Consider the following 21,014-nt stretch of genomic DNA (forward strand, 5'->3'; position numbering starts at 1 on the left):
CGATCGCGGAGTTCGGCACGACCGGGCTCACCGTCGGCCAGCCGGACGACGTAGACCTGTTCTCGGCGGAGTAGTGGCCGGGCACTGCGGTCGCCCACCGACGGACAGCGGGACCCTTCGACATGCGTGGTTTCCGGCTTGGCCGCATGATGCGCAGACTCATCCGGTCGCCCCGGGACGGCGCCGGAGGCGACTGTGTCCGGGTTGTCCTGCGTCGGGTCGTAGGCCGACGACTTCACGACGGTCCACCACAGCTCCTGGCCGACCGGCAGCGTCGTCGAGCTCGCGGAGAGGCCGACGGCACCGCCCCGGCGTCGATCCAGGAGATCGCGCGGTCCGCGCGGTGGTCCCCGTCCGTGTTCATGGTCATCGCCGCGACGCTCACCGTGGACGTGACGGTCGCCTAATTGCGTTGAGGGATCGGCGATTCCGGCGCAGGCTGGAGGTTCGCCAAACCCCCGGGGGACCACACCCATGCCGCTGCTTCGCGACCTCTGGTCGACCGCACCGCTACGGACCGCTGTCGTAGCGGTTCTCGTGTTGGTCAACGCGGTCGGGATGGCTCTGGCCGCGGCACTCGCCGGGCCCGTGCTGGTCGACCACTCGACGGCCGCCTTTGTCGCGTTGGCCATCGCGCTGACCGCCGCCGTGTTCAGCGACACCGCCACCGGGTTGTTGATGGCCCGGGTCAGCGCCGACTGGACCGCCGACGTGCGGCGGCGACTGTGCCGGGTCGCGCTCGGGCAGGACATTCCGAAGTTGGAGTCCACGCCGGTCGGCGAGCTGCTCGACCGGATCGACAACGACGTCTACCAGATCGGTGGTGACCTGCGGGGGAGCGGCATCCGGGTCGTCCAGTCCGTGGCGATCGGCCTGATCTCGGTGGTCACCGCACTGATCGTCTGGTGGCCGGCGGGCATCGGCATGGTCGTGGTCACCGCGATCCTCGTGCTCTGGCTGGCCAAGCCGACCCAACGGATCGCGCCGGCGCGGATGGCCGAGGAGGAGGCCTGGTCCGACCTCGCCGCCGTGATGGAGGAGTCCATCCACGGGCAGGACGACGTGCGTACCACCCTGGCTCGGCCGTATGTCCTTCGCTTGTTCGCCGCTCGTTCCCGCGAGGTGCTGCGGCTCGGTCGGGTCGTCTGGCGCCTCTCCGCCAAGGTCACCACGATGGCCGTCGGCGTGATGCGGGTCGGGGTCGCGTTCGCCGTTGTCGGCGGGGTGTGGGCGCTGACCACCGGGCGCATCGACGGCGCGCGGCTCACCGCGATCTGGCTGCTGGTCATCGGGTTCGCCGGCGTGGTCGAGCACATGAGCCGGATGGTCCCGGAGCTGCAGAACGCGCTCGGCGCCTGGGGACGGGTGCTGCTGCTCAAGGCCTCTCCGCAGGAGCCGGTGGGCGGCACCCCGCCGCCCGACGCCGACATCGCGGTGCGCGGGTTGACCTTCCGCTATCCGGCGGCCGAGTCGAGCGGGCGCCCCGCCGCGCTGCGCGACGTCGACCTCTCCTTCGTACGCGGCCGCTCGTACGCCGTGGTCGGTCGCACCGGTTCCGGCAAGTCGACGCTGGCCAAGGTGCTCACCCGCTCGGTCGACGTGCCGCGGGGCACGGTCCGGCTCGGCGACACCGACCTGGTCGACATCGACCTCGAGGGACTTCGCCGGTGGGTCGCGATCGTCCCGCAGCGCACCGAGATCCTGGCCGGCACGCTCGCCGAGAACGTGGCGCTCTTCGACCCCGAGCTGATCGGCCGGGCCGGCGCCGCGCTCGACGAGCTAGGCCTGTCGACCTGGGTCGCCGAGCTTCCCGACGGGTTGGAGACCCGGCTCGGCGAGGGCGGCAACGTGCTCTCCGCGGGCCAGGAGCAGCTTGTCGCGTTCGCCCGGATCCTCGTGCGCGACCCGCACGTGGTGATCCTCGACGAGGCGACCGCGCGGCTCGACCCCGTCACCGAGGGGCGGGTCCAGCAGGCCACGCAACGCCTGCTCCGTGACCGGATCGGCATCGTGATCGCCCACCGGCTGTCCTCGGTGCGCCGGTGCGACGAGGTGATCGTGCTGGCCGACGGCCAGGTGCTCGAGGCCGGTCCGCTGCGCGAGTCCGAGCGGTTCGCGACGCTGATGGCCCGCAGCCGCGGCGGCAGCGCCGGCGGCGTCGCACTCGCCGACCGCCCGAACGAAACCCACGACCACGACGGCGTCCGGGACGACCCGACCGGCGACCTGGTGCTCGGCGACGAGACGGCGACCAGCCAAGCTCCCGCCGTCGCGCGCCCGGCGACCGCCGTCACCGTCCCGCCCAAGGCCGACCCGCCGCCGATAGCCGAGCCGTCGAGGCCGGGCACGCTGCGCGAGATCCTGCGCCTGATGACCAACGACCCGCGGTTCGGCATCGCCGGCCTGGTCGTCTTCTGCGGCATGACGCTGCTCGGGCTCGACGGCTCGGTGCTCCCGTACCTCTGGGCCATCCTGGTCGACGGCAGCGGCGGCGTGTTCTGGCCGACCGTCGGCATCATCGCCGGCCTGCTGATCTACCTGCCGATGCCGTACGTGAGCTCCGTCTGGTACCCGGAGTGGTGGGTCCGGCAGATGCTGCGCATCAGCCTGCGGTTGCTGCACGGCCAGACCGGCCCGCGCCGGGTCAGCAAGCACACCCCGGCCGAGGTGGTCGCGCAGGCCGGCGACACCGAGCGCGTGGTGCTGATGGCCGACCACCTGGTCGACCAGACGATCTGCGTGTTCCTGCTGGTCTCGATGACGTTGGTGTCGCAGTCGCTGGTGCCGGCCGCGTTCTTCCTGGCGACCGTGCTGATCTCGGGCCTCGTGGCGACCGCGTTCGGCGGACGCCTGGAGAGACTGGCCCGCAGCACCGTGGCCGCCCGGGCCGCGTTCGCCACCGCGTTGGTCTCCTCACTCTCGGCGGCGCGCACGGTCAAGCTGGCCGGCGCCAGCGAGCCGGTGCTCGCCCACCTGGCCCACCTCGACTTCCTGCGCAGCGACAAGCAGCGACGGGAGATCTCCACACAGGTGCTGGCCCGGTCGACGCCGTCGATGATCAGTGGTCTGTTGCCGATCGGCGCCTGGGCGCTTTATCTGAGCGGCGGCCTGTCCGGCGGAGCGGCCCTGGTCACGGTGGCAACGCTCGGCGCTGCCCGGTGGTTCGCCTGGACCACCGCCTCGCTGGTCGCCCAGCTGCCGTCGGCGCGCGTCTGGACCAGGCGCACCGCGGCGATGGCCGGGCGGCCGGACTACTCGGCCGAGGTGCCCGGCGTCGACATCTCGCTCGGCATCGCGCCGGCGCCGGTGGCCGCACCCCGCACGCCGCTGCGGGAGCTGGAGCTGCGTGGGTTCTCCGCCGTGCACGAGGACGGCACCATCGGCGTACGCGACGTCGACCTGACCCTGCGCCGCGGCCAGCTCGTGCTCGTGGTCGGCCCGGTCGGTGCCGGCAAGTCGTCCCTGCTGCGGGCGATGGCCGGCATCGTGCACCACGGCGGCCTGCTGCGGTGGAACGACGAGGCGGTCACCGAACCCGAGCTGTTCCTGCGCCCCAACCAGGTCGGCTACGTCGGCCAGCTGCCCCGCGTGCTGTCGGGCACCGTCGCCGACAACATCGAGCTCGGCCACCAGGTCGACGCGGAGAAGGCGGTGACCATCGCCCAGCTCTCGCACGACCTCGCCGCGGCGGGCGGTGGCCTCGGCCTGCTGATCGGGCACAAGGGCACCCGACTATCCGGCGGCCAGCTGCAACGGCTGGCACTGGCCCGGGCGTTGGCGCCGCGCACCGAGTTGCTGATCGCCGACGACGTGTCGTCCGCGCTCGACGTGACGACGGAGCTCGACCTCTGGCGGGCGCTGCGGGCGACGGGAGTCACGGTGATCGGCTCGACGTCGAAGCAGGCCGCGCTCGCCCAGGCCGACCACGTCGTCGTGCTGACCGAGGGCACCGTCGCGGCGAGCGGCCCGTGGCACGAGCTGGCGCCGCGCTGGGGGCATCTCGCGGGCTGACGTGGGCTATCTTCATGGCCGGCACGTGAGGCACGGGGGTGAACAATGGCGGAACTGACGGCGTCCGGGCGCGCCGCCCGGGTCGTCGCGGCGGCCATCGGGGTCGCGCTGCTGCTCGCCGGCACCGTGTGGGGCCAGGACGACAAGTTCCCGTTCGGCCCGTTCAGCATGTACGCGGGCGTCAACGGCCCCAACGAGCCGGCGCCGGACACGCGCGTCGAGGGCACCGACCGCACCGGTCGCACGATCGTGCTCAACGAGCGCAACGCGGGCGTACGCCGGGCCGAGATCGAGGGCCAGGAAGGCGCGTACGTCGACGATCCCAGCCGGCTGGCCCGCATCGCGGATGGTTATCAAGGCCTCAATCCGGGGGCGCCACCGCTAGACAAGGTGGCGCTGATCGTGCGGCTGCACGAGATCAAGCGCAGCAGCGCGACGGGCAAATGGCACGACGACGTCCGCGCGGTCTGGCAGCGGCCGGCATGAGGGCCTGGCTGTTCGAGCGGGTCCCGCGCGGCCGGGTCGCCGCGCTGCGCACGCTGACGTACCTCTTCATCGTCTTCGATCTGCTCGTCTACAGCTCCTGGGTGCGCACGCGGGGCGACGTGCCGACCGACCTCTACCAGCCACTGTGGATCGGTCGCGAGCTGCACCTGCCGGCGCCGACCGCGACGCTCGTCAACGTGGTGTTCTGGGCGTTGCTGGTGCTGGCGCCGCTGGCCGCGACCGGCCGCTTCCCGCGCCTGCTCGGCTGGCTCGTCTTCGGGCTCTACTTCGAGTGGCTGATCATCGCGATGAGCTACGGGAAGGTCGACCACGATCGGTTCGCGTTCCTGATCGCGCTGGCCGTGCTGCCCACGGTCGGCCGCGCGCGGCACGGCGACCGGTCGCAGAGCGAGGCGGCGGGCTGGGCGCTGCGGATGATCCAGATCGCGGTGGTCGCCACGTACTTCCTCGCGGCCTGGGCCAAGATCCGCTTCGGCGGGCTCGGCTGGATGACCGGCTCGGTGCTGGCGCGCGCCTTCATCCGGCGCGGCTCGGAGCTCGCGGACCTCATCGCCAGCGTGCCGTACCTGATGATCGCGGCGCAGATCGGCATGGTCACGTTCGAAGCACTCAGCCCGCTGGTGTTCGCGCTGAAGGGCCGCTACCGCTACGCCGCGATCGCCTTCTTCTATTCGTTCCACCTGCTGTCGTTCGCCACGATCTCGATCTCGTTCGCGCCGCACCTGATCGCGATGACCTCGTTCCTCCCGCTGGAGCGGGTGCGCCCGATCGAATGGCTCCGCAGCCGGACAAGGCCGAAGCCGGCCGTGGATACCCTTGAACCGGTGGGCGCCGAGGCAGGCGGAGGTTGACGGCATGACCGAAACATTCGTGTACGACGGCGACTGCGCATTCTGCACGATGTGCGCACGCTTCATCGAACGCCGCATCCACACGGGCGCCACGGTCATCCCGTGGCAGTTCGCCGACCTGGACGCCCTGGGCCTGACCCGCGCCGAGTGCATCGAGGCGGTGCAATGGGTGCCGACGACCGGCCCGACCTCGGCCGGCCCGGTGGCGATCGCCGATCTGCTGCGGTCGAGTGGCCCGGTGTGGCGGCTGGCAGGCCGCATCCTCGGCCTGCGGCCGGTGACTGCGCTGGCCTGGCCGGCCTACCGCTGGGTGGCCCGCAACCGCCACCGCCTACCGGGCGGCACCGCCGCCTGCGCCATCCCGGCCGACTCGCCAGCCCGCCGCCCAGCCGCCTGACACTTTTATCCGCACCACCTTCGCCTGGGGGCGGCGGGTCGGCCGTCTGGCCGCTCGCCATTCGGTGCCGCAACCTTCGCGATCCCTGCGGTCGGTCTGGCGGCCTGAGGATCGCCCGGCGGCGCTTGCGCCAGCGCGGTCGCTGCGGGTCTGAGGATTGCCCGCCGGCGGCTCCGTCGGCGCGATTCCCGGCTGGTCCGATGGTCTGAGGATTGGCTGGCGGTGTTTGCGTCGTCGGGGTCGCTGTGGCCGTTCTGATGGTCTGAGGATTGGCGGGGCGGCGCTTCGGTCGTCGGGGTCGCTGTGGCCGTTCTGATGGTCTGAGGATTGCCCGGCGGCGCCTCCGTCGGAGCGGTCCCCGTGGCCGTTCTGAGGGTCTGAGGACTGCCCGGCGGCGCCTCCGCCGGCAGGATCCCCGGCCCGCGTGACGGTCTCGCCAGAAGGGGGCAGGCCGAGGTGGCGTGACGAGCGTGACGGGTGCTGACCTCGGTTATTACGGGCTCGTGACATTCCGGGGATCGGTCCCGGACATCGCGCTGGCACCGTGCCTTGCGTGATCAGCCACCCGACCACCTCGCCCGGTGCGGCATCCTTCGCCGTCGGTGCGACCCGGGCGCTCGCCGAAGCCGAGATCGATCTCGACGCCATCGAAGCCAACGCCAGGGTGATCGCGGACGTCACCGGGAACGATCTGATGGCCGTCGTCAAGGCCGACGGGTTCGGGCACGGTGCCGTGCCGGTCGCTCGGGCCGCGCTGGCCGGCGGCGCTACCTGGCTCGGGGTCACCTCCGCCGCCGAGGCGCTCGCGCTGCGAGCCGACGGCATCAGCGCGCCGATCCTCAGTTGGCTGCATCACCCCGACGAGGACTTCGGTCCCCTGCTCGCCGCCGGCGTCGACATCGGGGTCTCGACCATGACCCACCTGCGTGCGGTGGCCAGGGATGCCGCAAGGCTCAGAACGACGGCGATGGTGCAGCTCAAGGTCGACACCGGGCTGTCGCGCAACGGCGCTCGCGGCACCGACTGGGCCGATCTCGTCGCGCTGGCTCGGGCGTACGAGATGGCCGGCAGCGTCAAGGTTCGGGGCGTCTGGTCGCATCTCGCCGATGCCGACCAGCCGGGCTCGCCGCTGGTCCGCCGCCAGGTCACGGCGTTCCGGACCGCCGTTCGGGTGGCCCGCGCCGCCCGGCTCGACCCGGTGCTGCTGCACCTGGCCAACTCCGCCGCCGCGCTGACGGCGGCCAACACCCGGTTCGACATCTGCCGGATCGGGCTCGCGCTCTACGGTGTGGAGCCTGTCGCCGGGGCCGGTGGCGGCCTGCGCCCGGCCATGACGTTGCGGTCGTCCGTCGTCAATCTCAAGCAGGTGCCGGCCGGCGCGGGCGTCTCGTACGGCCCGGACCACGTCACCGCCGAGCCCACCACGCTCGCCCTCGTGCCGGTCGGCTTCGCCGACGGGATTCCGCGAGCGGCGCAGGGCCGGGCCAAGGTCTGGGTCGGCGGCGCCCGCTGCCCGGTCGTCGGGCGGATCACGATGGACCAATGCGTGGTCGACGTCGGCGACCGGCCCGTCCGGCTCGGTGACCCGGTCACCGTCTTCGGCCCGGGGCCGGACGAGCCGACCGTCGCCGAGTGGGCCCGCTGGGCCGGCACCAACCCCAACGACCTGCTCACCGGGATCGGCCCGCGGGTCGCCCGCCGCTATCTGGGGGTGGCCGCATGAGGATCGCCGTGCTGTTCGGTGGGCGCAGCGGGGAACACGAAGTCTCCCGCAAGTCCGCCGCGAGCATCATCGCCAACCTGAGCGACGCGTACGCCGTGACCGAGGTCCTGATCGGCCGCGACGGGCAGTGGCACGTCGACCGGACGCCGGTCACCTTCGCGGCCGCGCTCGACGTGCTCGGCGCCCAGGACGTCGTCTTTCCCGCACTACACGGCCCGTACGGCGAGGACGGCACGGTCCAGGCCATGCTCGAGTGGCTGGGCGTGCCGTACGTCGGCAACGGGGTCCTCGCCAGCGCCGCCGGCATGGACAAGGCCGTCACGAAGACGCTGCTCGCGGCCGACGGCCTGCGCGTCGCCGACGGTGTCACGTTGCGCGCGGGCGAGCACCTGACGCCAAAAGACCAGGAGCGGCTGGGCCTGCCCGTCTTCGTCAAGCCGGCCCGCGCGGGTTCCAGCCTCGGCGTGTCCCGGGTGACCGATTGGTGGCAACTGCCCGAGGCGCTCGCCGCGGCGTGGATGTTCGACCAGAAGATCATCGTCGAGCCGGCGGTGGCAGGTCGCGAGGTCGACGTCGCCGTGCTGGAGCACCCGGACGGCCGGGTCGTGGCCGGGCCTCCGCTGGAGATCACGGTCACGGGTGACGGCTTCTTCGACTACGACGCCAAGTACGCGGGCGGCGCGCGCTTCCAGATCCCGGCAGACCTGCACCCGAGCACCACCGAGGTGCTCCAGGACCGGGCGATCCGGGCGTTCAACGCGCTCGGCTGTCGCGGCCTGATCCGCGTGGACTTCTTCCTGCCAGAGGACAAGCCCGGCAGTGAGCCGGTGGTCAACGAGGTCAACACGTTCCCCGGGTTCACCAGCGCGTCCCAGTACCCGCAGATCTGGCAGCGCGCCGGCATCGACTACCCGGAGCTGCTCGACATCCTCATCGCGGGCGCGGTCAGCGATAGACGGGGCACCTCAGTGGTCCCCGGGTCTGCGAGGCGTTGACCAGCGTCACCGGCGTCGGTCCGGAGATCGCCTGAACGGTGCAGACGATCTGCACCGTCGCCAGCACCGACAGCGAGCGCACGTCGGTGGACAACGACACGAGCACGCCGTCGCCGGCGATGCCGACCTTCGTCGGCGTGATCCCGGCCGGCACCTCGCTGGTGAACCCGGCCTTGGTCTCGGCGGGCGTCGGCCCCGCAGCGAGCTCCCGCAGCACGTCGTCCAACTTCAACGGCTTGAGACCACGCAGTACGACCGCCGGCTGCCCGTCGGAGATCAGGTAGAACCGCGTGCCCTCGACCGTGCCGGCCGGTGCCGGGCCGCCGGTGATCACGTCGCTGGGCCGGACGCCGCAACCGCCCAGCAGGAGGGCGAGCAGCGCCCCGGCGGCCAACAGCAGGCGCTTCATGCGTTGCCTCCGGTCGGGACGCGCAGGGTGAAGACCGCGCCGTGCGGCGAGCGGTTTTCGGCGACCAGCGTGCCGCCGTGCAGGCGGGCGTTCTCGAGCGCGATGGCCAGCCCGAGCCCGGCGCCCTCGGACCGGGACCGCGCGCTGTCGGCCTTGTAGAACCGGTCGAAGACATGGTCGCGCACCTCGGGCGCGAGGCCGGGACCCTGGTCGGCGACCGTCACCTCGACCCAACCGTCGACCACCCGCAGGTCGACCGTGACCGGTGCGCCCCCGTGCCGCAGCGCGTTGCCGACCAGGTTCGCCACGATCACGTCGAGCCGGCGTGGGTCCAGCCACGCGACGATGCCTTCCGGGAGCGAGGCGGTGACCTGGTCGGTCCAGCCGCGGCAGTGCAGGGCGAACCGGATCGCGGCGGCGACGTCGATGTTGTCGCAGGACAGCGCCGCCGTGCCGGCGTCGAAGCGGCTGATCTCGATCAGGTCCTCGACGAGTTGGGCCAGGTTCTGCGTCTCCTGGCTGACCAGCCGGGCGGCCTTGCCGGCGTCGCCGGGCAGCCGCTCCGCCTCCTCGTCGAGGACGTCCGTCACGGCGGTCATCGCGGCGAGCGGCGTACGCAGCTCGTGCGAGACGTCGGCCACGAACCGCCGGGCGTCGGCCTCCATCCGGCGCAGCTCGCCGACCTGCCGCTCCAGCCGCTCGGCGGTCTGGTTGAAGATCAGCGCCACCCCGGCCAGCTCGTCGCTGCCGCGCACGGTCGCGCGGGTGCGAAGGTCGCCCTCGCCGAGCCGGCGGGCGGCCCGGCCGAGCTCGCTGACCGGTCGCAGCACGCCGCGGGCGGCCAGCAGGGCGAGCAGCACCGCCAGCACCAGCGACGCGGCGCCGGTCGACCAGGCCAGCGCGGCGAGCTGGTCGATGCTGTGCTGCTCGTCGACGAGGGGATGCAGCAGGTAGACCTCGATGCCGGTCGGCTCGGTGCCGCCGTCCGGCCGTTTGCTCTTCAACTGCGTGCCGATCGCGAGGGTCGGGTCGCCGAACCGGGAGAACCGTTGCCAGACCACGTTGCCCTCACCGACCGCGGCGCGCAGCTGCTGGGGTAGCTCGCTGGGATCGAGCCCGGCCGTGGCGTACTCGTTGTGGTAGACCACCGCGGCCGCGTCCGGACCCTCGGCGACGACGGAGGCGATCGCGTTGAGCTCCTCCTCGCTGGGCGGGAGCTGGCGCACCGGATCGAGCCGGCTGACCTCGTCGACCAGCGACAGCACGGCGGCGTCCTGGGCCTTCTGGAGGACCACGGTGCGGGCCTGTCCGTAGCTGACCCCGGCCACCAGCGCGGTGGTGGTCAGCCCCAGCATCGCGAAGGCGAGCAGCAGCCGGCCACGCAGCCCGAGACCCCAACCACTCACAGCGGCCCGAACCGGTATCCGAAGCCGCGGACCGTCTGCACGTACACCGGTGCGGTGGTGTCGTTCTCGATCTTCGCCCGCAGCCGTTGCACGCAGGCGTCGACCAGGCGCGAGTCGCCGAGGTAGCCCTGGTCCCAGACAGCCTCGAGGAGCTGCTGGCGGCTGTAGACCCGGCCGGGGGTCGCCGAGAGCTCAAGCAGCAGCCGGAGCTCGGTCGGTGCGAGGCCGACCGGCGCGCCGTCCTTGCGGACCACCAGGGCGGCGCGGTCGATGGTCAGCTCGCGGTGCCGTTCCTCGGGGACGGGGTCGGTGGAACGGGCCACACCGCGCCGCAGCACGGCACGGATCCGGGCCTCGAGCACGCGGGCCTGCACGGGCTTGACCACGTAGTCGTCGGCGCCGGCCTCGAGCCCGGCCACCACGTCCATGTCGTCGTCGCGGGCGGTGAGCATGATGATCGGCAGGTCCTGGTTGGCTCGGATCCGGCGGCAGACCTCGAAACCGTCCATGCCCGGCAGCATCAGGTCGAGCACGACGACGTCGGCGGGCGTCGCCGACAGGTGCGCCAGAGCCTTCTCGCCGGTCTCGAAGGCCTCCACCGTGTGCCCCTGCCGCGTGAGCGCGATCCGCAGACCCTCCCGTACCGTGTGATGGTCTTCGATCAGCAGCACCCGCGACATGGCACAACTATGGCATCAGCGGGAAACTCGACCGGACCTCACGTTGTGCGTTTGGCCACGTGGAACGGTTACCAACCCGTAGCGTGACGTGGCGATGACTGAGATCCTGGCTCAGGACTACCTGCTCGAAGCCCGTCAGATGCAGGCCCTCTCGTTCGTGGTGCACATCCCGCTGGTCTGCTTCGGCATCGCGTTCCCGGCGCTCGTGCTCTTCGTCGAATGGCGCTACCTGCGCACGGGCGACGAGCTCTATCGCACGCTCGCGCGCCGCTGGTCGAAGGTGATGGTCGCGCTGTTCGCCGCGGGGGTGGTGACCGGCACGATCCTCAGCTTCGAGCTCGGCCTGCTCTGGCCGAACTTCACCGCGACCTTCGGCGAGGTGTTCGGCCTCGGCTTCGCCATCGAGGGCTTCTCCTTCTTCCTGGAAGCCATCTTCATCGGGATCTACGTGTACGGGTGGGACCGGCTCTCGCCGCGCGCCCATTTCCTGTCGGGGCTGCCGATCGCGGTCGCCGGCGTCGTGGGCTCGTTCATGGTGATCGCGGTGAACGGGTGGATGAACCACCCGGAGGGCTTCACCTACGAGAACGGCCGGGTCACCTCGTCCAACGCGGCCCGCGCGCTGTTCGGCAACTCCTACTTCTGGCACGAGTTCGTCCACATGTACGTCGCCGGCTTCATCGTCACCGGCTTCCTGGTCGCCGCCGCGTACGCCGTCTACGCGCTGCGCGGCCGATGGGGCCGTTACGAGCGGACCGCCTTCGCCGTGCCGATGACCGCGGCCGCCGTCGCCTCGCCCGTGCAGCTGCTGGTCGGCGACTGGGCCGCCCGCGAGGTGGCGAAGAACCAGCCGGTAAAGCTGGCGGCGATGGAGGGGTTGGGCCAGACCACCAAGGGCGCGGCGCTGCACGTCGCCGGCTGGTACCAGAACGGCGACGTGGTCTGGGGCCTCGGCATACCCAAGCTGCTCTCGCTGCTGGCCTTCCATGACATCAACTCGACCGTGCTGGGCCTGGACACCGTGCCGCTGGACGACCAGCCGCCCGTCAACGTGGTCCGCTACGCGTTCCAGAGCATGGTCGTCGCCGGGTCGATCATGGCGCTGGTCGCCGTGCTCTTCCTCTTCCTGCGCTGGCGCAAGGGGACCCTCCCGGCCAGCCCGTGGTTCTACCGGGCGGTGGTGCTCTGCGGCCCGCTCTCGATCGTCGCCCTGCTGTCGGGCTGGATCACCACCGAGGTCGGTCGGCAACCCTGGGTCGTGTACGGCTTCATGCGCACCGAGGACGCGGTCACCGGGGCCTCCGGCATCCCCGTCGGCTACGGCGCCCTCGCCGCCGTCTACCTCGGGCTGTTGATCGCGGTCGGCTGGGTGCTGGTGCGCCTGTCGCGCGTGCCGATGGCGGAGCCGCCCGACGACCGGATCGACACCACGCACCCGCTCAGCCACGCCGAGTGACGGCATGGCCCTCCAGACCATCCCCGCGGCCGTCGTCGTCATCGGCCTGATCCTCTACACGCTGCTGGCCGGTGCGGACTTCGGCGCCGGCGTCTGGCAGCTCTCGGCGGGCGGTGGCGAGCACGGGCGGCGGATCCGGGACCACGCGCACCACGCGAACGCGCCGGTGTGGGAGGCCAACCACGTCTGGCTGATCCTCGTCATCACGGTGCTCTGGACGGCGTACCCGTCGGTGTTCGGGGCGATCTTCTCCACGCTGGCGATCCCGATCTTCCTCGCGGCGCTCGGCATCGTCCTGCGCGGGATGTCGTACGCCCTGCAGAACGCGGCCAACGCCCGCCAGCGCCGCTACATCGACCTGTCGTTCGCGGCCGCGTCGATCATGACGCCGTACATGCTGGGCAGTGTGATCGGCGCGGTCGCCAGCGGCCGGGTGCCGCCGGGCAACGCGCTCGGTGCCGAGGTGGCCAGCTGGACCAACGCGACCTCGATCCTGGCCGGTTTCCTCGCGGTGGCCACCGGCGCGTTCCTGGCCGCGGTGTTCCTGGCCGCCGACGCGGAGCGGTTGCGCGAGCCCGACCTGGTCGAGGCGTTCCGGGGCCGGGCGTTGCTCGCGGGCGTGGTGGCCGGTGGGCTCGCGGTGGGTGGCCTGTTCGTGGTGCGTGCCGACGTGCCCCGGCTGTTCGACGGGCTGACCTCCGGCTGGGGGCTCGTGCCGGTGGTGGTCAGCGGGGTGGCCGGCCTGGTGTCGATGGCCCTGGTCGTGCTGCGCCGGTTCACGGAGGCCCGGTTGAGCGCGGCGCTGGCGGTCGCCGCGGTCATCATCGGCTGGGCGGTCGCGCAGCGGCCGTACCTGCTGCCGACCACGGTCACCATCGAGGACGCGGCGGCCAACGACACCACGATGATCGCGCTGATCGTCTCGTTGGCCGTCGGCGCGGTGGTGCTGTTCCCGAGCCTCGCCCTGCTGTTCCGGCTCACGCTGTCCGGCAGCTTCGACCCGACCTCGCAGGGACCGCCGCCGGTGCCGGGTGGAGCGGTGTCCCGCGAGCGGCGCAAGCACGCGGCGCAGACCGGCATCGGGTTCCTGGTCGCCGGGTTCGTGCTGTTGACGATCGCGGAGCCGGCCGTGTCGCACATCTTCGGACTCATCTTCCTCGGCATCGCGACGTTCGCGGGCTTCCGCGCGGTCGGCCCGGTGGAGCTCGCGTCGCGCCCGTCGCCGGAGGTGGCGGGCCGGTCGTTGCGGGAGCTGCTGCGCCGTCCCCGCTAACACTTCGGATATTTCGGACTTGGGTGGTGTGTGCCTGGGGCGGAAGTCCGGCTCCTGCCAGCAGATTCCCAGGTCAGAGCCTTGTATTCTGCCCGTCATGGACATTGGCAAGGAGACGCACGAATACGAGTTCGCGCCCCTGCACAGCGACCCGTTCGCGCCCCCGGTCGAACCCGCCATCCCCGCCCCGGTCGAACCGGCGCCTGTCAAGGAGCCAGCAACCACGTGACCCGGTCGCACTTCCAGGACCAGTTCAGCGCCGACCGACCAGCGACCCTGGTGGCCGGCGCGCTTCGCGGTTACCGCCAGTGGGAAGTCACCCTCGACATGCGGCTCAAGGCGGTGACCCAGAACCACATCTGGCACTCGCCGATGCGCGCGGTCTGCCGCCACCCCGAGACCGACCACGCCGCTCCGCACGCCGACTGTGCCTGCGGCATCTACGCCTGCCACCGTCCGGACGACGAGCAGCTGGCGACCCGCTCGGTGCTGCACCCCGGTTGCGTCGTCACCGGCGTGGTCGAGGCGTGGGGCCGGGTCGAGGTCGGCGAGCGCGGCTTCCGCGCTCAGCACAGCCGGATCGTCGCGCTGGAGTACGCCATGCCGACCCAGGCCAACCTGGTCCGGGCGCTCGGCGAGTCGCGCTACATCTTCGACGAGCGCCGGCGCACCGCGCTGCCGGACGGCCGGGTGGTGAAGACCGTGGAGCTCGTTCTCTATCTCGGTCACCCGCGCAAGTGGCAGGACCGGCTGGCCGAGAGCTATCCGTCGGTGAAGGTGTTCGACGACCGCGCGTCGATGATCTCGGCGTTCCCGCCGGTCGACGTCTCCGGCCTGCTACCCCGCTAGGCCGGCGCGCCGCCGCTCCAGGAAGCGGCGTTCGGCCGCGTTGTCGGTGCGCGCGATCGCCTCGTCGTACGCGCCGACCGCCTCGCCGCCGCGACCCGACCGGCGCAACAGGTCGGCGCGCACCGCGTGGTACAGGTGGTACCGGTCGAGGTCGAGCGCGTCCACGATGGTCAGGGCGGCCTGCGGACCGTCGACCTCCGCGACCGCGACCGCCTGGTGCAGTTTCGCCACCGGGCTGGGCGCGACCACCAGCAACTGGTCGTACAGCCGCACGATCTGCTGCCAGTCGGTGTCGCCGGCGTCCGTGTGCACGGCATTGATCGCGGCCTGGATCTGGTAGGGACCCGGCCGGCCGAGCGCCAGGCAGGAGCGGACGATCGCCCGGCCCTCATGGATCATCGCCGCGTCCCAGCGACCGCGGTCCTGGTCGGCCAGCAGCACCAGGTCGCCCTCGGCCGTGGTGCGGGCCGCCCGGCGGGCGTCGGTGAGCAGCATCAGCGCGAGCAGCCCGGCGACCTCGGGCTCGTCCGGCAGCAGGCCGGCCAGCAGCCGGCCGAGCCGGATCGCCTCGGTGCTCAGCGGCTCCCGGGTGAGCTCGTCGCCGGACGTCGCCGTGTAGCCCTCGTTGAAGATCAGGTAGACCACGGCGAGCACCGCCCGCAGCCGCTCGGGCAGGTCGGCTTCGGCCGGCACCCGGTAGGGAATCCCGGCGTCGCGGATCTTGCCCTTGGCCCGCACGAGGCGCTGCGCCATGGTCGGCTCCGGCACCAGGAACGCGCGGGCGATCTCGGCCGTGGTCAGCCCGCCGAGCAGCCGCAGCGTGAGCGCCACCCGGGCCGGCAGGGCCAGCGCCGGGTGGCAACACGTGAAGATCAGTCGCAGCGTGTCGTCGCCGACCGGGTCCGGCTCGGCCGGCTCCGGTGCCGCGAACAGCAGCGCGGCCTCGGCCTGGCGGGAGTCGCGGGTCGACTCCCGGCGGGCGTGGTCGATGGCGCGGTTGCGGGCGGTGGTGATGATCCAGCCGGCCGGGCTCGGTGGCAGGCCGGTCTCCGGCCAGCGGCGGACCGCGGTGGTGAAGGCGTCCTGGACCGCGTCCTCGGCGGCGTCGATGTCGCCGAGGACGCGCACCAGGACAGCGACGGCGCGACCGTACTCGGCCCGGAAGACCTGGGCGATCTGTGCGGCGGACGTCGCGGTCACAACCGCCAACGTTAGGCCAGATGCTCGCCCGGCTCACCGTGGAAGGGCCGGACCTCGATCGGGAGGCGGGTGGCCCGGGCGTAGCGGCGGCCCCATTCGAGCGCCTCGTCGAGGTCGTCCGCCGCGAGCACGGTGAGGCCGCCGACGTGCTCCTTGCCCTCCGCGTACGGCCCGTCGGTGGTGACGATCTCGGCGCCGTCGAGCTTGACCACTGTCGCGGTGCTCGGCGGGTGCAGGCCGCCCGCGAAGACCCACGCGCCGGATGCCCGGAGCTCCTCGTTGACGACCTCGACGTCCTTAATGATCGGTTCGAGCTGCTCGGGCGGCAGCAGTCGGCCGTCGCCGGGCTGCTGGACCGTCAGCAGGTAGTGCCTCATCAGGGTGTCCCTCCATCCGCGGCCGGCGTCGGTGCCGGCCCGTCGACCCCTACACGAACGGGAGGCCGACGGATCGACACCGCGCGGTACAGCAACACGATGCCGATGATCTGGGCGAGGTGGTAGAGGGAGTCACCGTCCAGGTAGACGGCGCCCGTGAGGTTGTCGGAGATCGCCTTGGTGCCGGCCGCGGCGGCGCTCGCCACGATCGCGAGCAGCACCGGCAGGGCCAGCGGGTGCCGGCGGCGCGCCGCCCATGCCCACAGCCCGATGATGCAGGCGAAGGTGATCGACTCGCAGAGGATCAGCGCGCCGACGCCCGCTCCGGTGGTGATGACCAGGCCGAGGTACGCGCCGAGCCCGGCCGCGCGGAGTATCCAGAACACCCGCCGGTGGCCCGGGCCTAACACCTCCTCCACCGTGGCGGCCAGCAGGTAGGAGATGCCGAGCACGACCGTGACACTGATCAGGGTCCAGCTCACGGTCGCCACCGCCGGCCACCGGACGAGGAAACCGTGATGGACGAAACCGGCCAGCGCGGACGCCGCCAGACAGGCGAGGGCGAACTCCCAGTAACGGTGGGTCGGCGCCACCCGGCGGCGGAGCAGGGCGATGGCCAGCCCGCACACGACCAGACCGAGCAGCAGGTCGGTCAGGGCTTGTGCGGGTTGCACCAACATCACTCCACGCTACGCGCGCCCGCCACCTCGACTTCATCTTCCCGTAGGGAAACGTCGATAGCTTGCGCTCCATGTCGGCCATCCCGGAAGTCAGCGTCGTCATTCCCACGCGTTCGCGGCCGGCCCTGGTCACCCGCGCGGTGCGGAGCGCGCTCGGCCAGACCTTCGACAACATCGAGGTCATCGTGGTGGTCGACGGCCCTGACGAGGAGACCGTCGCGACGTTGCGGGAGCTCGACGATCCGCGCCTGCGGACGGTCGTGCTGCCCCGGCGCGGCGGGGCGCCGAACGCCCGCAACGCCGGTGTCGGAGCGGCGCAGGCGCCCTGGACCGCGATGCTCGACGACGACGACGAGTGGCTGCCCGACAAGCTGGCCGTCCAGCTCGACGAGGCCAAGGCCGCGAACGTCCCGCTGCCGGTGGTCACCTGCCGGCTGGTCAACCGCACGCCACGGGCTGACGTCGTCATGCCACGCCGGCTGCCCGACCACGGCGAGCCGCGCAGCGAGTACCTGACGGTCCGGCGCGGCCTGACCCACGGCGACGGCTTCGTGCAGACCTCAATGATCCTGGCGCCGACCGAGCTGTTCCGGAAGGTGCCGTTCACCGTCGGGCTGCCCCGGCTCCAGGAGCTGGACTGGACGCTGCGCGCGCTCGCCGTGGACGGTGTCGACCTGTTCGTCGCACCCGAGGCACTGCTCGTCTGGCACACCGACGAGAACCGGCCGCGGCTGAGCCTCGCGTCACCGTGGGAGAAGATGTTCGGCTGGTCGCGGGCCAACCGGTCCCTGTTCAGCCCGCGGGCGTACGCGGCGGTCACGCTGAGCGTGATCAGCTCGATGGCGGTGGCCAGCGGCAGCTTCCGGGTGTTCCGCGAGATCCTGGGCGAGGCCCGTCGGCACGGGCGGCCCGGCGTGCTCGACTACGTGACGTTCCTGCAGATCTGGCTGCTGCCGCCGGGGCTGCGGGCGAAGCTGCGCGACCTGGTGCTGCGGCGGCGACCCGTGGCTAGCCCCGGCGGATCAGTCGCGCCCTGAGCTGACGGCCGGTGAGCCGGCCGACCATCACCGTCGCCCGGGCCAGCGAGCGCACCCCGCCGACCTCCAGGGTGGACGGCATGGGCCGCTTCCGCCGACCCGGCGCGGCCGCCGCGTCCTCCTCGTCGGCGGTGAGGCCGACGGCCGCAGGCGACTCGGCCCGGCTGCCGTACACGGCAGTCACCGCTTCCCGCAACGACTCGCCGGGCGCCCGCACGAGCTCAGCCCGCCGGACCGCCGCGGTGCGCCACAACAGCGCTGAGCCGACCTCGATCACCCCGACCTGGTGGTGGTCGGCCAGCTCCACGAGGTGGCGCAGTCCGTCGGGGGCGAGGCGGTGGGACGGCGGCAGTTCGAGCAGGTAGGGCGCGGGGAACGCGGACAGCGGCTCGGTGACGAGTCGCACCCTCGGCTCACCGCGGTACGTGGCCGCGATCAGGCGCAGGTCGAGGTTGGGGTCGGCGAGCGGCGACACCCGGACGTCGTCCAGCTTGTTCCACGGGCCTAGCAGGTTGACCCGCACGTCGAGGTCGGTGCCGCGGAGCACCGCGTCGGCCGCCGCCCGGATCGTCTCCAACGGCTCGTCGCCGACCGGGATGACCACCTCGGCCAGGGGTACGGTCCACACGGTGCCGCCGGACCGCCGGGTGTGCCGGGGATAAGGGATCCGGTCGGCGAAGAACGCCTGGTTGTAGCGGGCCACCTGCTCCCGGGCCTTCATTACCTGCGTGCGGCCGAGGTGCCACGCGCGGGCTTTGGGCTCGGGCACGAACACGGCCCCGGCCTGCGCGAGGCGGTAGCCGAACTCGGTGTCCTCGCCGAGCCGCAGGTCGGTGTCGAACCCGCCGGCCGCATCGTAGAGCTCCCGGGTCAGGGCGGCGGTCGCACCGACGTGGATCCGGAACGCCAGGTGGTCGGCGGTGCGGAGCTGGTCGGTCTGCGTGATGTAGCGCTCGACGTAGCTGTGCGGCTCGCCGGTCGCGCCGCCGAACAGGCCGTCCGGCTCGCCCCGGCGCCAGGCGTCGTCGACGGTTCGCGCGGCCGGCCACGGGCCGTGCGTCTCCGGGTCGACGAACCGCTTGTAGCCCAGCGTCACGGCGTACGGCAGGACGTGCTGCCACCGGGCCTGCGCCGCCACGTGCTCCGGGTAGACCACCATGTCGGCGTCCAGCCAGTGCAGGATCTCGCCGCTGCTGTGCCGGACGCCCCACGCCAGCGCGTTGGCCCGGCCCCAGCCCTGCTCGACCCGGACCAGCTTGGTGCGGACCGGCCGGATCTGCGGCAGCTCCAGCGCCGGCTCCGAGCCGTCGTCGACGACGACCACCTCGAGCAGGTCGGCCGGGTACGTCTGCCGGCTCAGCGAGGCCAGCGTGAGGTCGAGGGTCGCCTGCGCCCGGTAGGCCGGGATGATCACGCTGACCGACCGGATCGGTTGCCAGCCGGCAAGCTCCGGCACCGCGACCGTCGACCAGTCGTTGCGGAGCACCCGCGGAACGGCCTCCATGCCCAACCTTCCGCGCTGCGGCCACCTGGCCGGTGATGGTAGCCCGCTCGGATGAAGCCCCGGTGGACGGCGGATGGACCGTTTGGACCGGGCGGCAAGGGGTAGGCGCGAAGACAATCCCCCTTCCGCTGTCGCGCACAAGGAGGAGTCGCGTGTTGTTGCTGCGAGATCTCGCCCATCAGGCACCACTGCGGTTGGCCACGGGAGCCTTCGTGCTCAACTCCGGCCTGGCCAAGCGGGGTGCCGACTCGGACGCGGCGGCCGGCATGCACGGCTTCGCCACGACGGCGTACCCCTTCCTGGGCCGGATGGAGCCTCGCAAGTTCGCCAAGCTCCTGTCGACCGCGGAGATCACCGTGGGTGCGGTGCTGCTGTTCCCGCTGGTGCCGGAGGGGCTGGCGGGGCTCACGTTGACCGGGTTCGCCGCCGGGCTGGTGGGTCTCTACCTCAAGACTCCGGGCATGCGCCTCGACGGCAGCCTGCGGCCCACCGAGGCGGGCACGCCGCTGGCCAAGGACACCTGGCTGCTCGGCATCGGGCTGTCGCTGCTCGCCGACGACCTCGTCCGCACGTTCTACCGGGTGCGTGGCTGACAGCTGGCTGCGGGGGCGCCTGCGCTCTACCTGGATCGACCGCTGGGTGGTGCTGGAGCTCGGTGTGGCGGCCGGGCTGGCGTGGTTCATCGCCGGCACGGTCCTCGGGCAGGCCAACGCCTTCTTCGCGCCGGCCGCCGCCGTGCTGGTCGTCGGCGGCTCGATCGGCCGGCAACTGCGGCAGACCGTTGAGCTGATCGTCGGCGTGACGGTGGGGCTCATCCTCGCCGACGGCCTGGTGCACCTCATCGGGAGAGGCCCGATCCAGCTCGCCGTGGTGGTGGTGCTGGCCGCCGGCCTGGCCCTGCTGGTCAGCGGCGGGAAGATGCTCCTGAACCAGGCGACCACGACGGCGGTGCTGATCGTCGCGCTCTATCCCTCGGCCAACGCGGGGATCTTCTACGAGCGCTGGCTGGACGCGCTGATCGGCGCCGGGGTGGCACTCGGCGTGCGGGCGGTGGTCGTGCCGCTGATGCCGCTGGCCCTTCGCCGCGCGACCGGCGCGCTGCGCGCCCAGTTGGCCGAGGCGTTCGACGGTGCGGACGCGGGGCTGCGCGCGGCCGACCAGCCGGTCACGCGCAGCGCCGCCGACCGGCTCGAGTCGGCGCAGGCGGGGCTGCGGGACGTGGCGGACGAGACCCGGCGGCTCGCGAAGCTGATCTCGGTGGCGCTCGCCCACTACCGGACCCGGCGCATGCTGGCCGGGGTGGAGGCCAAACTGCCGCACCTGGGAGCCGCCCTCACCCACGCCCATCTCGCGCTGCGGGCACAGGCGGACGAGTTGCCGGCCAAGGTGCCTGCCGACCTGGTCGACGCCGTCGCGGCGCTCGGGCGCGCCACCGACGAGCTCGTCGAGTCGTTGGTGGCCAGGAAGGGCCGGACCGGTGCCGCCGTCCCGGCGGGTCGGCTCGCCGACGTGTCGCCGCCCGTCGCGGAGCAGGTCCGCTCAGCCGCTGGCGAGCTCGCGCGGGCCGCCGCCCCGTCCGGGGTTTGAGGAAACCGGCCCGACCGGGGTCCGGGGCTGGCTGTAATGGCTGTATATGCGGGCGCGGGTCCGCGAGCCGGT

20 protein-coding genes are annotated in these 21,014 nt (G+C 72.3%); 13 read left to right on the forward strand and 7 right to left on the reverse strand.

The window, feature by feature from the left end; all coding sequences use genetic code 11:
• The first annotated feature begins 474 nt into the window (after nt 1-474).
• The 6 genes from AB0J88_RS04575 (at nt 475) to AB0J88_RS04600 (ending at nt 8,484) form a co-directional block, all read left to right on the forward strand.
• Nucleotides 475-4,011: an ABC transporter ATP-binding protein gene (locus AB0J88_RS04575; protein ID WP_364352250.1), complete on the forward strand. Its 3,537-nt coding sequence runs from the start codon at nt 475-477 to the stop codon at nt 4,009-4,011.
• 45 nt (nt 4,012-4,056) lie between these two features.
• Nucleotides 4,057-4,497: a hypothetical protein gene (locus AB0J88_RS04580; protein WP_364352253.1), complete on the forward strand. Its 441-nt coding sequence runs from the start codon at nt 4,057-4,059 to the stop codon at nt 4,495-4,497.
• Nucleotides 4,494-5,369, forward strand: a complete 876-nt coding sequence (locus AB0J88_RS04585; protein ID WP_364352256.1) for an MFS transporter permease — start codon at nt 4,494-4,496, stop codon at nt 5,367-5,369. The genes AB0J88_RS04580 and AB0J88_RS04585 overlap by 4 nt, the downstream gene beginning before the upstream one ends.
• A 4-nt stretch (nt 5,370-5,373) precedes the next feature.
• Entirely contained in the window at nt 5,374-5,766 is a 393-nt protein-coding gene (locus AB0J88_RS04590; RefSeq protein WP_364352259.1) for a DCC1-like thiol-disulfide oxidoreductase family protein, read from the forward strand.
• Between the two features lie 553 nt (nt 5,767-6,319).
• A complete protein-coding gene (gene alr, locus AB0J88_RS04595; protein ID WP_364352262.1) occupies nt 6,320-7,489 on the forward strand; it encodes an alanine racemase in 1,170 nt (389 codons plus the stop codon).
• A complete protein-coding gene (locus AB0J88_RS04600; RefSeq protein WP_364352265.1) occupies nt 7,486-8,484 on the forward strand; it encodes a D-alanine--D-alanine ligase family protein in 999 nt (332 codons plus the stop codon). Before alr ends, AB0J88_RS04600 begins: the two co-directional genes overlap by 4 nt.
• On the opposite strand, the gene AB0J88_RS04605 is transcribed toward AB0J88_RS04600, so the two are convergent.
• The 3 genes from AB0J88_RS04605 to AB0J88_RS04615 are packed head-to-tail and all read right to left on the reverse strand — an operon-like array spanning nt 8,435 to nt 10,979.
• Nucleotides 8,435-8,893 (reverse strand): hypothetical protein, encoded by a 459-nt coding sequence (locus tag AB0J88_RS04605; RefSeq protein ID WP_364352268.1) that lies wholly within the window; start codon nt 8,891-8,893, stop codon nt 8,435-8,437. The genes AB0J88_RS04600 and AB0J88_RS04605 overlap by 50 nt on opposite strands.
• On the reverse strand, nt 8,890-10,299 hold the full coding sequence (locus tag AB0J88_RS04610; RefSeq protein ID WP_364352271.1) for a HAMP domain-containing sensor histidine kinase: 1,410 nt from the start codon (nt 10,297-10,299) through the stop codon (nt 8,890-8,892). Before AB0J88_RS04610 ends, AB0J88_RS04605 begins: the two co-directional genes overlap by 4 nt.
• Complete coding sequence (locus AB0J88_RS04615; RefSeq protein WP_364352274.1) at nt 10,296-10,979, reverse strand: response regulator transcription factor; 684 nt, start codon at nt 10,977-10,979, stop codon at nt 10,296-10,298. Before AB0J88_RS04615 ends, AB0J88_RS04610 begins: the two co-directional genes overlap by 4 nt.
• A 94-nt stretch (nt 10,980-11,073) precedes the next feature.
• On the opposite strand from AB0J88_RS04615, the gene AB0J88_RS04620 reads away from it, so the two are divergent.
• From AB0J88_RS04620 to AB0J88_RS04635, 4 genes are all read left to right on the forward strand, one after another.
• Complete coding sequence (locus AB0J88_RS04620; protein WP_364352277.1) at nt 11,074-12,435, forward strand: cytochrome ubiquinol oxidase subunit I; 1,362 nt, start codon at nt 11,074-11,076, stop codon at nt 12,433-12,435.
• 4 nt (nt 12,436-12,439) lie between these two features.
• Entirely contained in the window at nt 12,440-13,708 is a 1,269-nt protein-coding gene (locus tag AB0J88_RS04625) for a cytochrome d ubiquinol oxidase subunit II (protein ID WP_364352280.1), read from the forward strand.
• Nucleotides 13,709-13,805: 97 nt separating this feature from the next.
• Complete coding sequence (locus tag AB0J88_RS04630; RefSeq protein ID WP_275414253.1) at nt 13,806-13,937, forward strand: hypothetical protein; 132 nt, start codon at nt 13,806-13,808, stop codon at nt 13,935-13,937.
• Nucleotides 13,934-14,557: a hypothetical protein gene (locus tag AB0J88_RS04635; protein ID WP_364352282.1), complete on the forward strand. Its 624-nt coding sequence runs from the start codon at nt 13,934-13,936 to the stop codon at nt 14,555-14,557. Before AB0J88_RS04630 ends, AB0J88_RS04635 begins: the two co-directional genes overlap by 4 nt.
• Here the strand turns inward: AB0J88_RS04635 and AB0J88_RS04640 are convergent.
• From AB0J88_RS04640 to AB0J88_RS04650, 3 genes are read right to left on the reverse strand one after another with little or no spacing between them, the layout of a single operon-like run.
• Nucleotides 14,546-15,757, reverse strand: coding sequence for an RNA polymerase sigma factor (locus AB0J88_RS04640; RefSeq protein WP_364352285.1), 1,212 nt, complete (start codon nt 15,755-15,757; stop codon nt 14,546-14,548). The genes AB0J88_RS04635 and AB0J88_RS04640 overlap by 12 nt on opposite strands.
• 11 nt (nt 15,758-15,768) lie before the next feature.
• Entirely contained in the window at nt 15,769-16,134 is a 366-nt protein-coding gene (locus tag AB0J88_RS04645; protein ID WP_364352288.1) for a YciI family protein, read from the reverse strand.
• Complete coding sequence (locus tag AB0J88_RS04650; protein WP_364352291.1) at nt 16,134-16,814, reverse strand: hypothetical protein; 681 nt, start codon at nt 16,812-16,814, stop codon at nt 16,134-16,136. The genes AB0J88_RS04645 and AB0J88_RS04650 overlap by 1 nt, the downstream gene beginning before the upstream one ends.
• Nucleotides 16,815-16,885: 71 nt before the next feature.
• Here AB0J88_RS04650 and AB0J88_RS04655 point away from each other — a divergent pair, with 71 nt between their 5' ends.
• On the forward strand, nt 16,886-17,851 hold the full coding sequence (locus AB0J88_RS04655) for a glycosyltransferase family 2 protein (protein WP_364352294.1): 966 nt from the start codon (nt 16,886-16,888) through the stop codon (nt 17,849-17,851).
• Here the strand turns inward: AB0J88_RS04655 and AB0J88_RS04660 are convergent.
• Entirely contained in the window at nt 17,823-19,355 is a 1,533-nt protein-coding gene (locus AB0J88_RS04660; RefSeq protein WP_364352297.1) for a glycosyltransferase, read from the reverse strand. The genes AB0J88_RS04655 and AB0J88_RS04660 overlap by 29 nt on opposite strands.
• Before the next feature lie 152 nt (nt 19,356-19,507).
• On the opposite strand from AB0J88_RS04660, the gene AB0J88_RS04665 reads away from it, so the two are divergent.
• Together AB0J88_RS04665 and AB0J88_RS04670 are read left to right on the forward strand one after the other, a co-directional pair.
• Nucleotides 19,508-19,948: a hypothetical protein gene (locus AB0J88_RS04665; RefSeq protein WP_364352300.1), complete on the forward strand. Its 441-nt coding sequence runs from the start codon at nt 19,508-19,510 to the stop codon at nt 19,946-19,948.
• Nucleotides 19,941-20,942: an FUSC family protein gene (locus AB0J88_RS04670; RefSeq protein WP_364352303.1), complete on the forward strand. Its 1,002-nt coding sequence runs from the start codon at nt 19,941-19,943 to the stop codon at nt 20,940-20,942. Before AB0J88_RS04665 ends, AB0J88_RS04670 begins: the two co-directional genes overlap by 8 nt.
• Nucleotides 20,943-21,014 lie beyond the last annotated feature (72 nt).

This window comes from Asanoa sp. NPDC049475, assembly GCF_040676915.1.
Classification (GTDB): Bacteria; Actinomycetota; Actinomycetes; order Mycobacteriales; family Micromonosporaceae; genus Asanoa.

What these genes read in the sequence shown, in the direction of transcription:
- AB0J88_RS04575 (WP_364352250.1), top strand. Translation starts at nt 475, where the DNA reads ATGCCGCTGCTTCGCGACCTCTGGTCGACCGCACCGCTACGGACCGCT.
- AB0J88_RS04580 (WP_364352253.1), top strand. Translation starts at nt 4,057, where the DNA reads ATGGCGGAACTGACGGCGTCCGGGCGCGCCGCCCGGGTCGTCGCGGCG.
- AB0J88_RS04585 (WP_364352256.1), top strand. Translation starts at nt 4,494, where the DNA reads ATGAGGGCCTGGCTGTTCGAGCGGGTCCCGCGCGGCCGGGTCGCCGCG.
- AB0J88_RS04590 (WP_364352259.1), top strand. Translation starts at nt 5,374, where the DNA reads ATGACCGAAACATTCGTGTACGACGGCGACTGCGCATTCTGCACGATG.
- AB0J88_RS04600 (WP_364352265.1), top strand. Translation starts at nt 7,486, where the DNA reads ATGAGGATCGCCGTGCTGTTCGGTGGGCGCAGCGGGGAACACGAAGTC.
- AB0J88_RS04605 (WP_364352268.1), bottom strand. Translation starts at nt 8,893, where the DNA reads ATGAAGCGCCTGCTGTTGGCCGCCGGGGCGCTGCTCGCCCTCCTGCTG.
- AB0J88_RS04615 (WP_364352274.1), bottom strand. Translation starts at nt 10,979, where the DNA reads ATGTCGCGGGTGCTGCTGATCGAAGACCATCACACGGTACGGGAGGGT.
- AB0J88_RS04620 (WP_364352277.1), top strand. Translation starts at nt 11,074, where the DNA reads ATGACTGAGATCCTGGCTCAGGACTACCTGCTCGAAGCCCGTCAGATG.
- AB0J88_RS04625 (WP_364352280.1), top strand. Translation starts at nt 12,440, where the DNA reads ATGGCCCTCCAGACCATCCCCGCGGCCGTCGTCGTCATCGGCCTGATC.
- AB0J88_RS04630 (WP_275414253.1), top strand. Translation starts at nt 13,806, where the DNA reads ATGGACATTGGCAAGGAGACGCACGAATACGAGTTCGCGCCCCTGCAC.
- AB0J88_RS04645 (WP_364352288.1), bottom strand. Translation starts at nt 16,134, where the DNA reads ATGAGGCACTACCTGCTGACGGTCCAGCAGCCCGGCGACGGCCGACTG.
- AB0J88_RS04650 (WP_364352291.1), bottom strand. Translation starts at nt 16,814, where the DNA reads ATGTTGGTGCAACCCGCACAAGCCCTGACCGACCTGCTGCTCGGTCTG.
- AB0J88_RS04655 (WP_364352294.1), top strand. Translation starts at nt 16,886, where the DNA reads ATGTCGGCCATCCCGGAAGTCAGCGTCGTCATTCCCACGCGTTCGCGG.
- AB0J88_RS04660 (WP_364352297.1), bottom strand. Translation starts at nt 19,355, where the DNA reads ATGGAGGCCGTTCCGCGGGTGCTCCGCAACGACTGGTCGACGGTCGCG.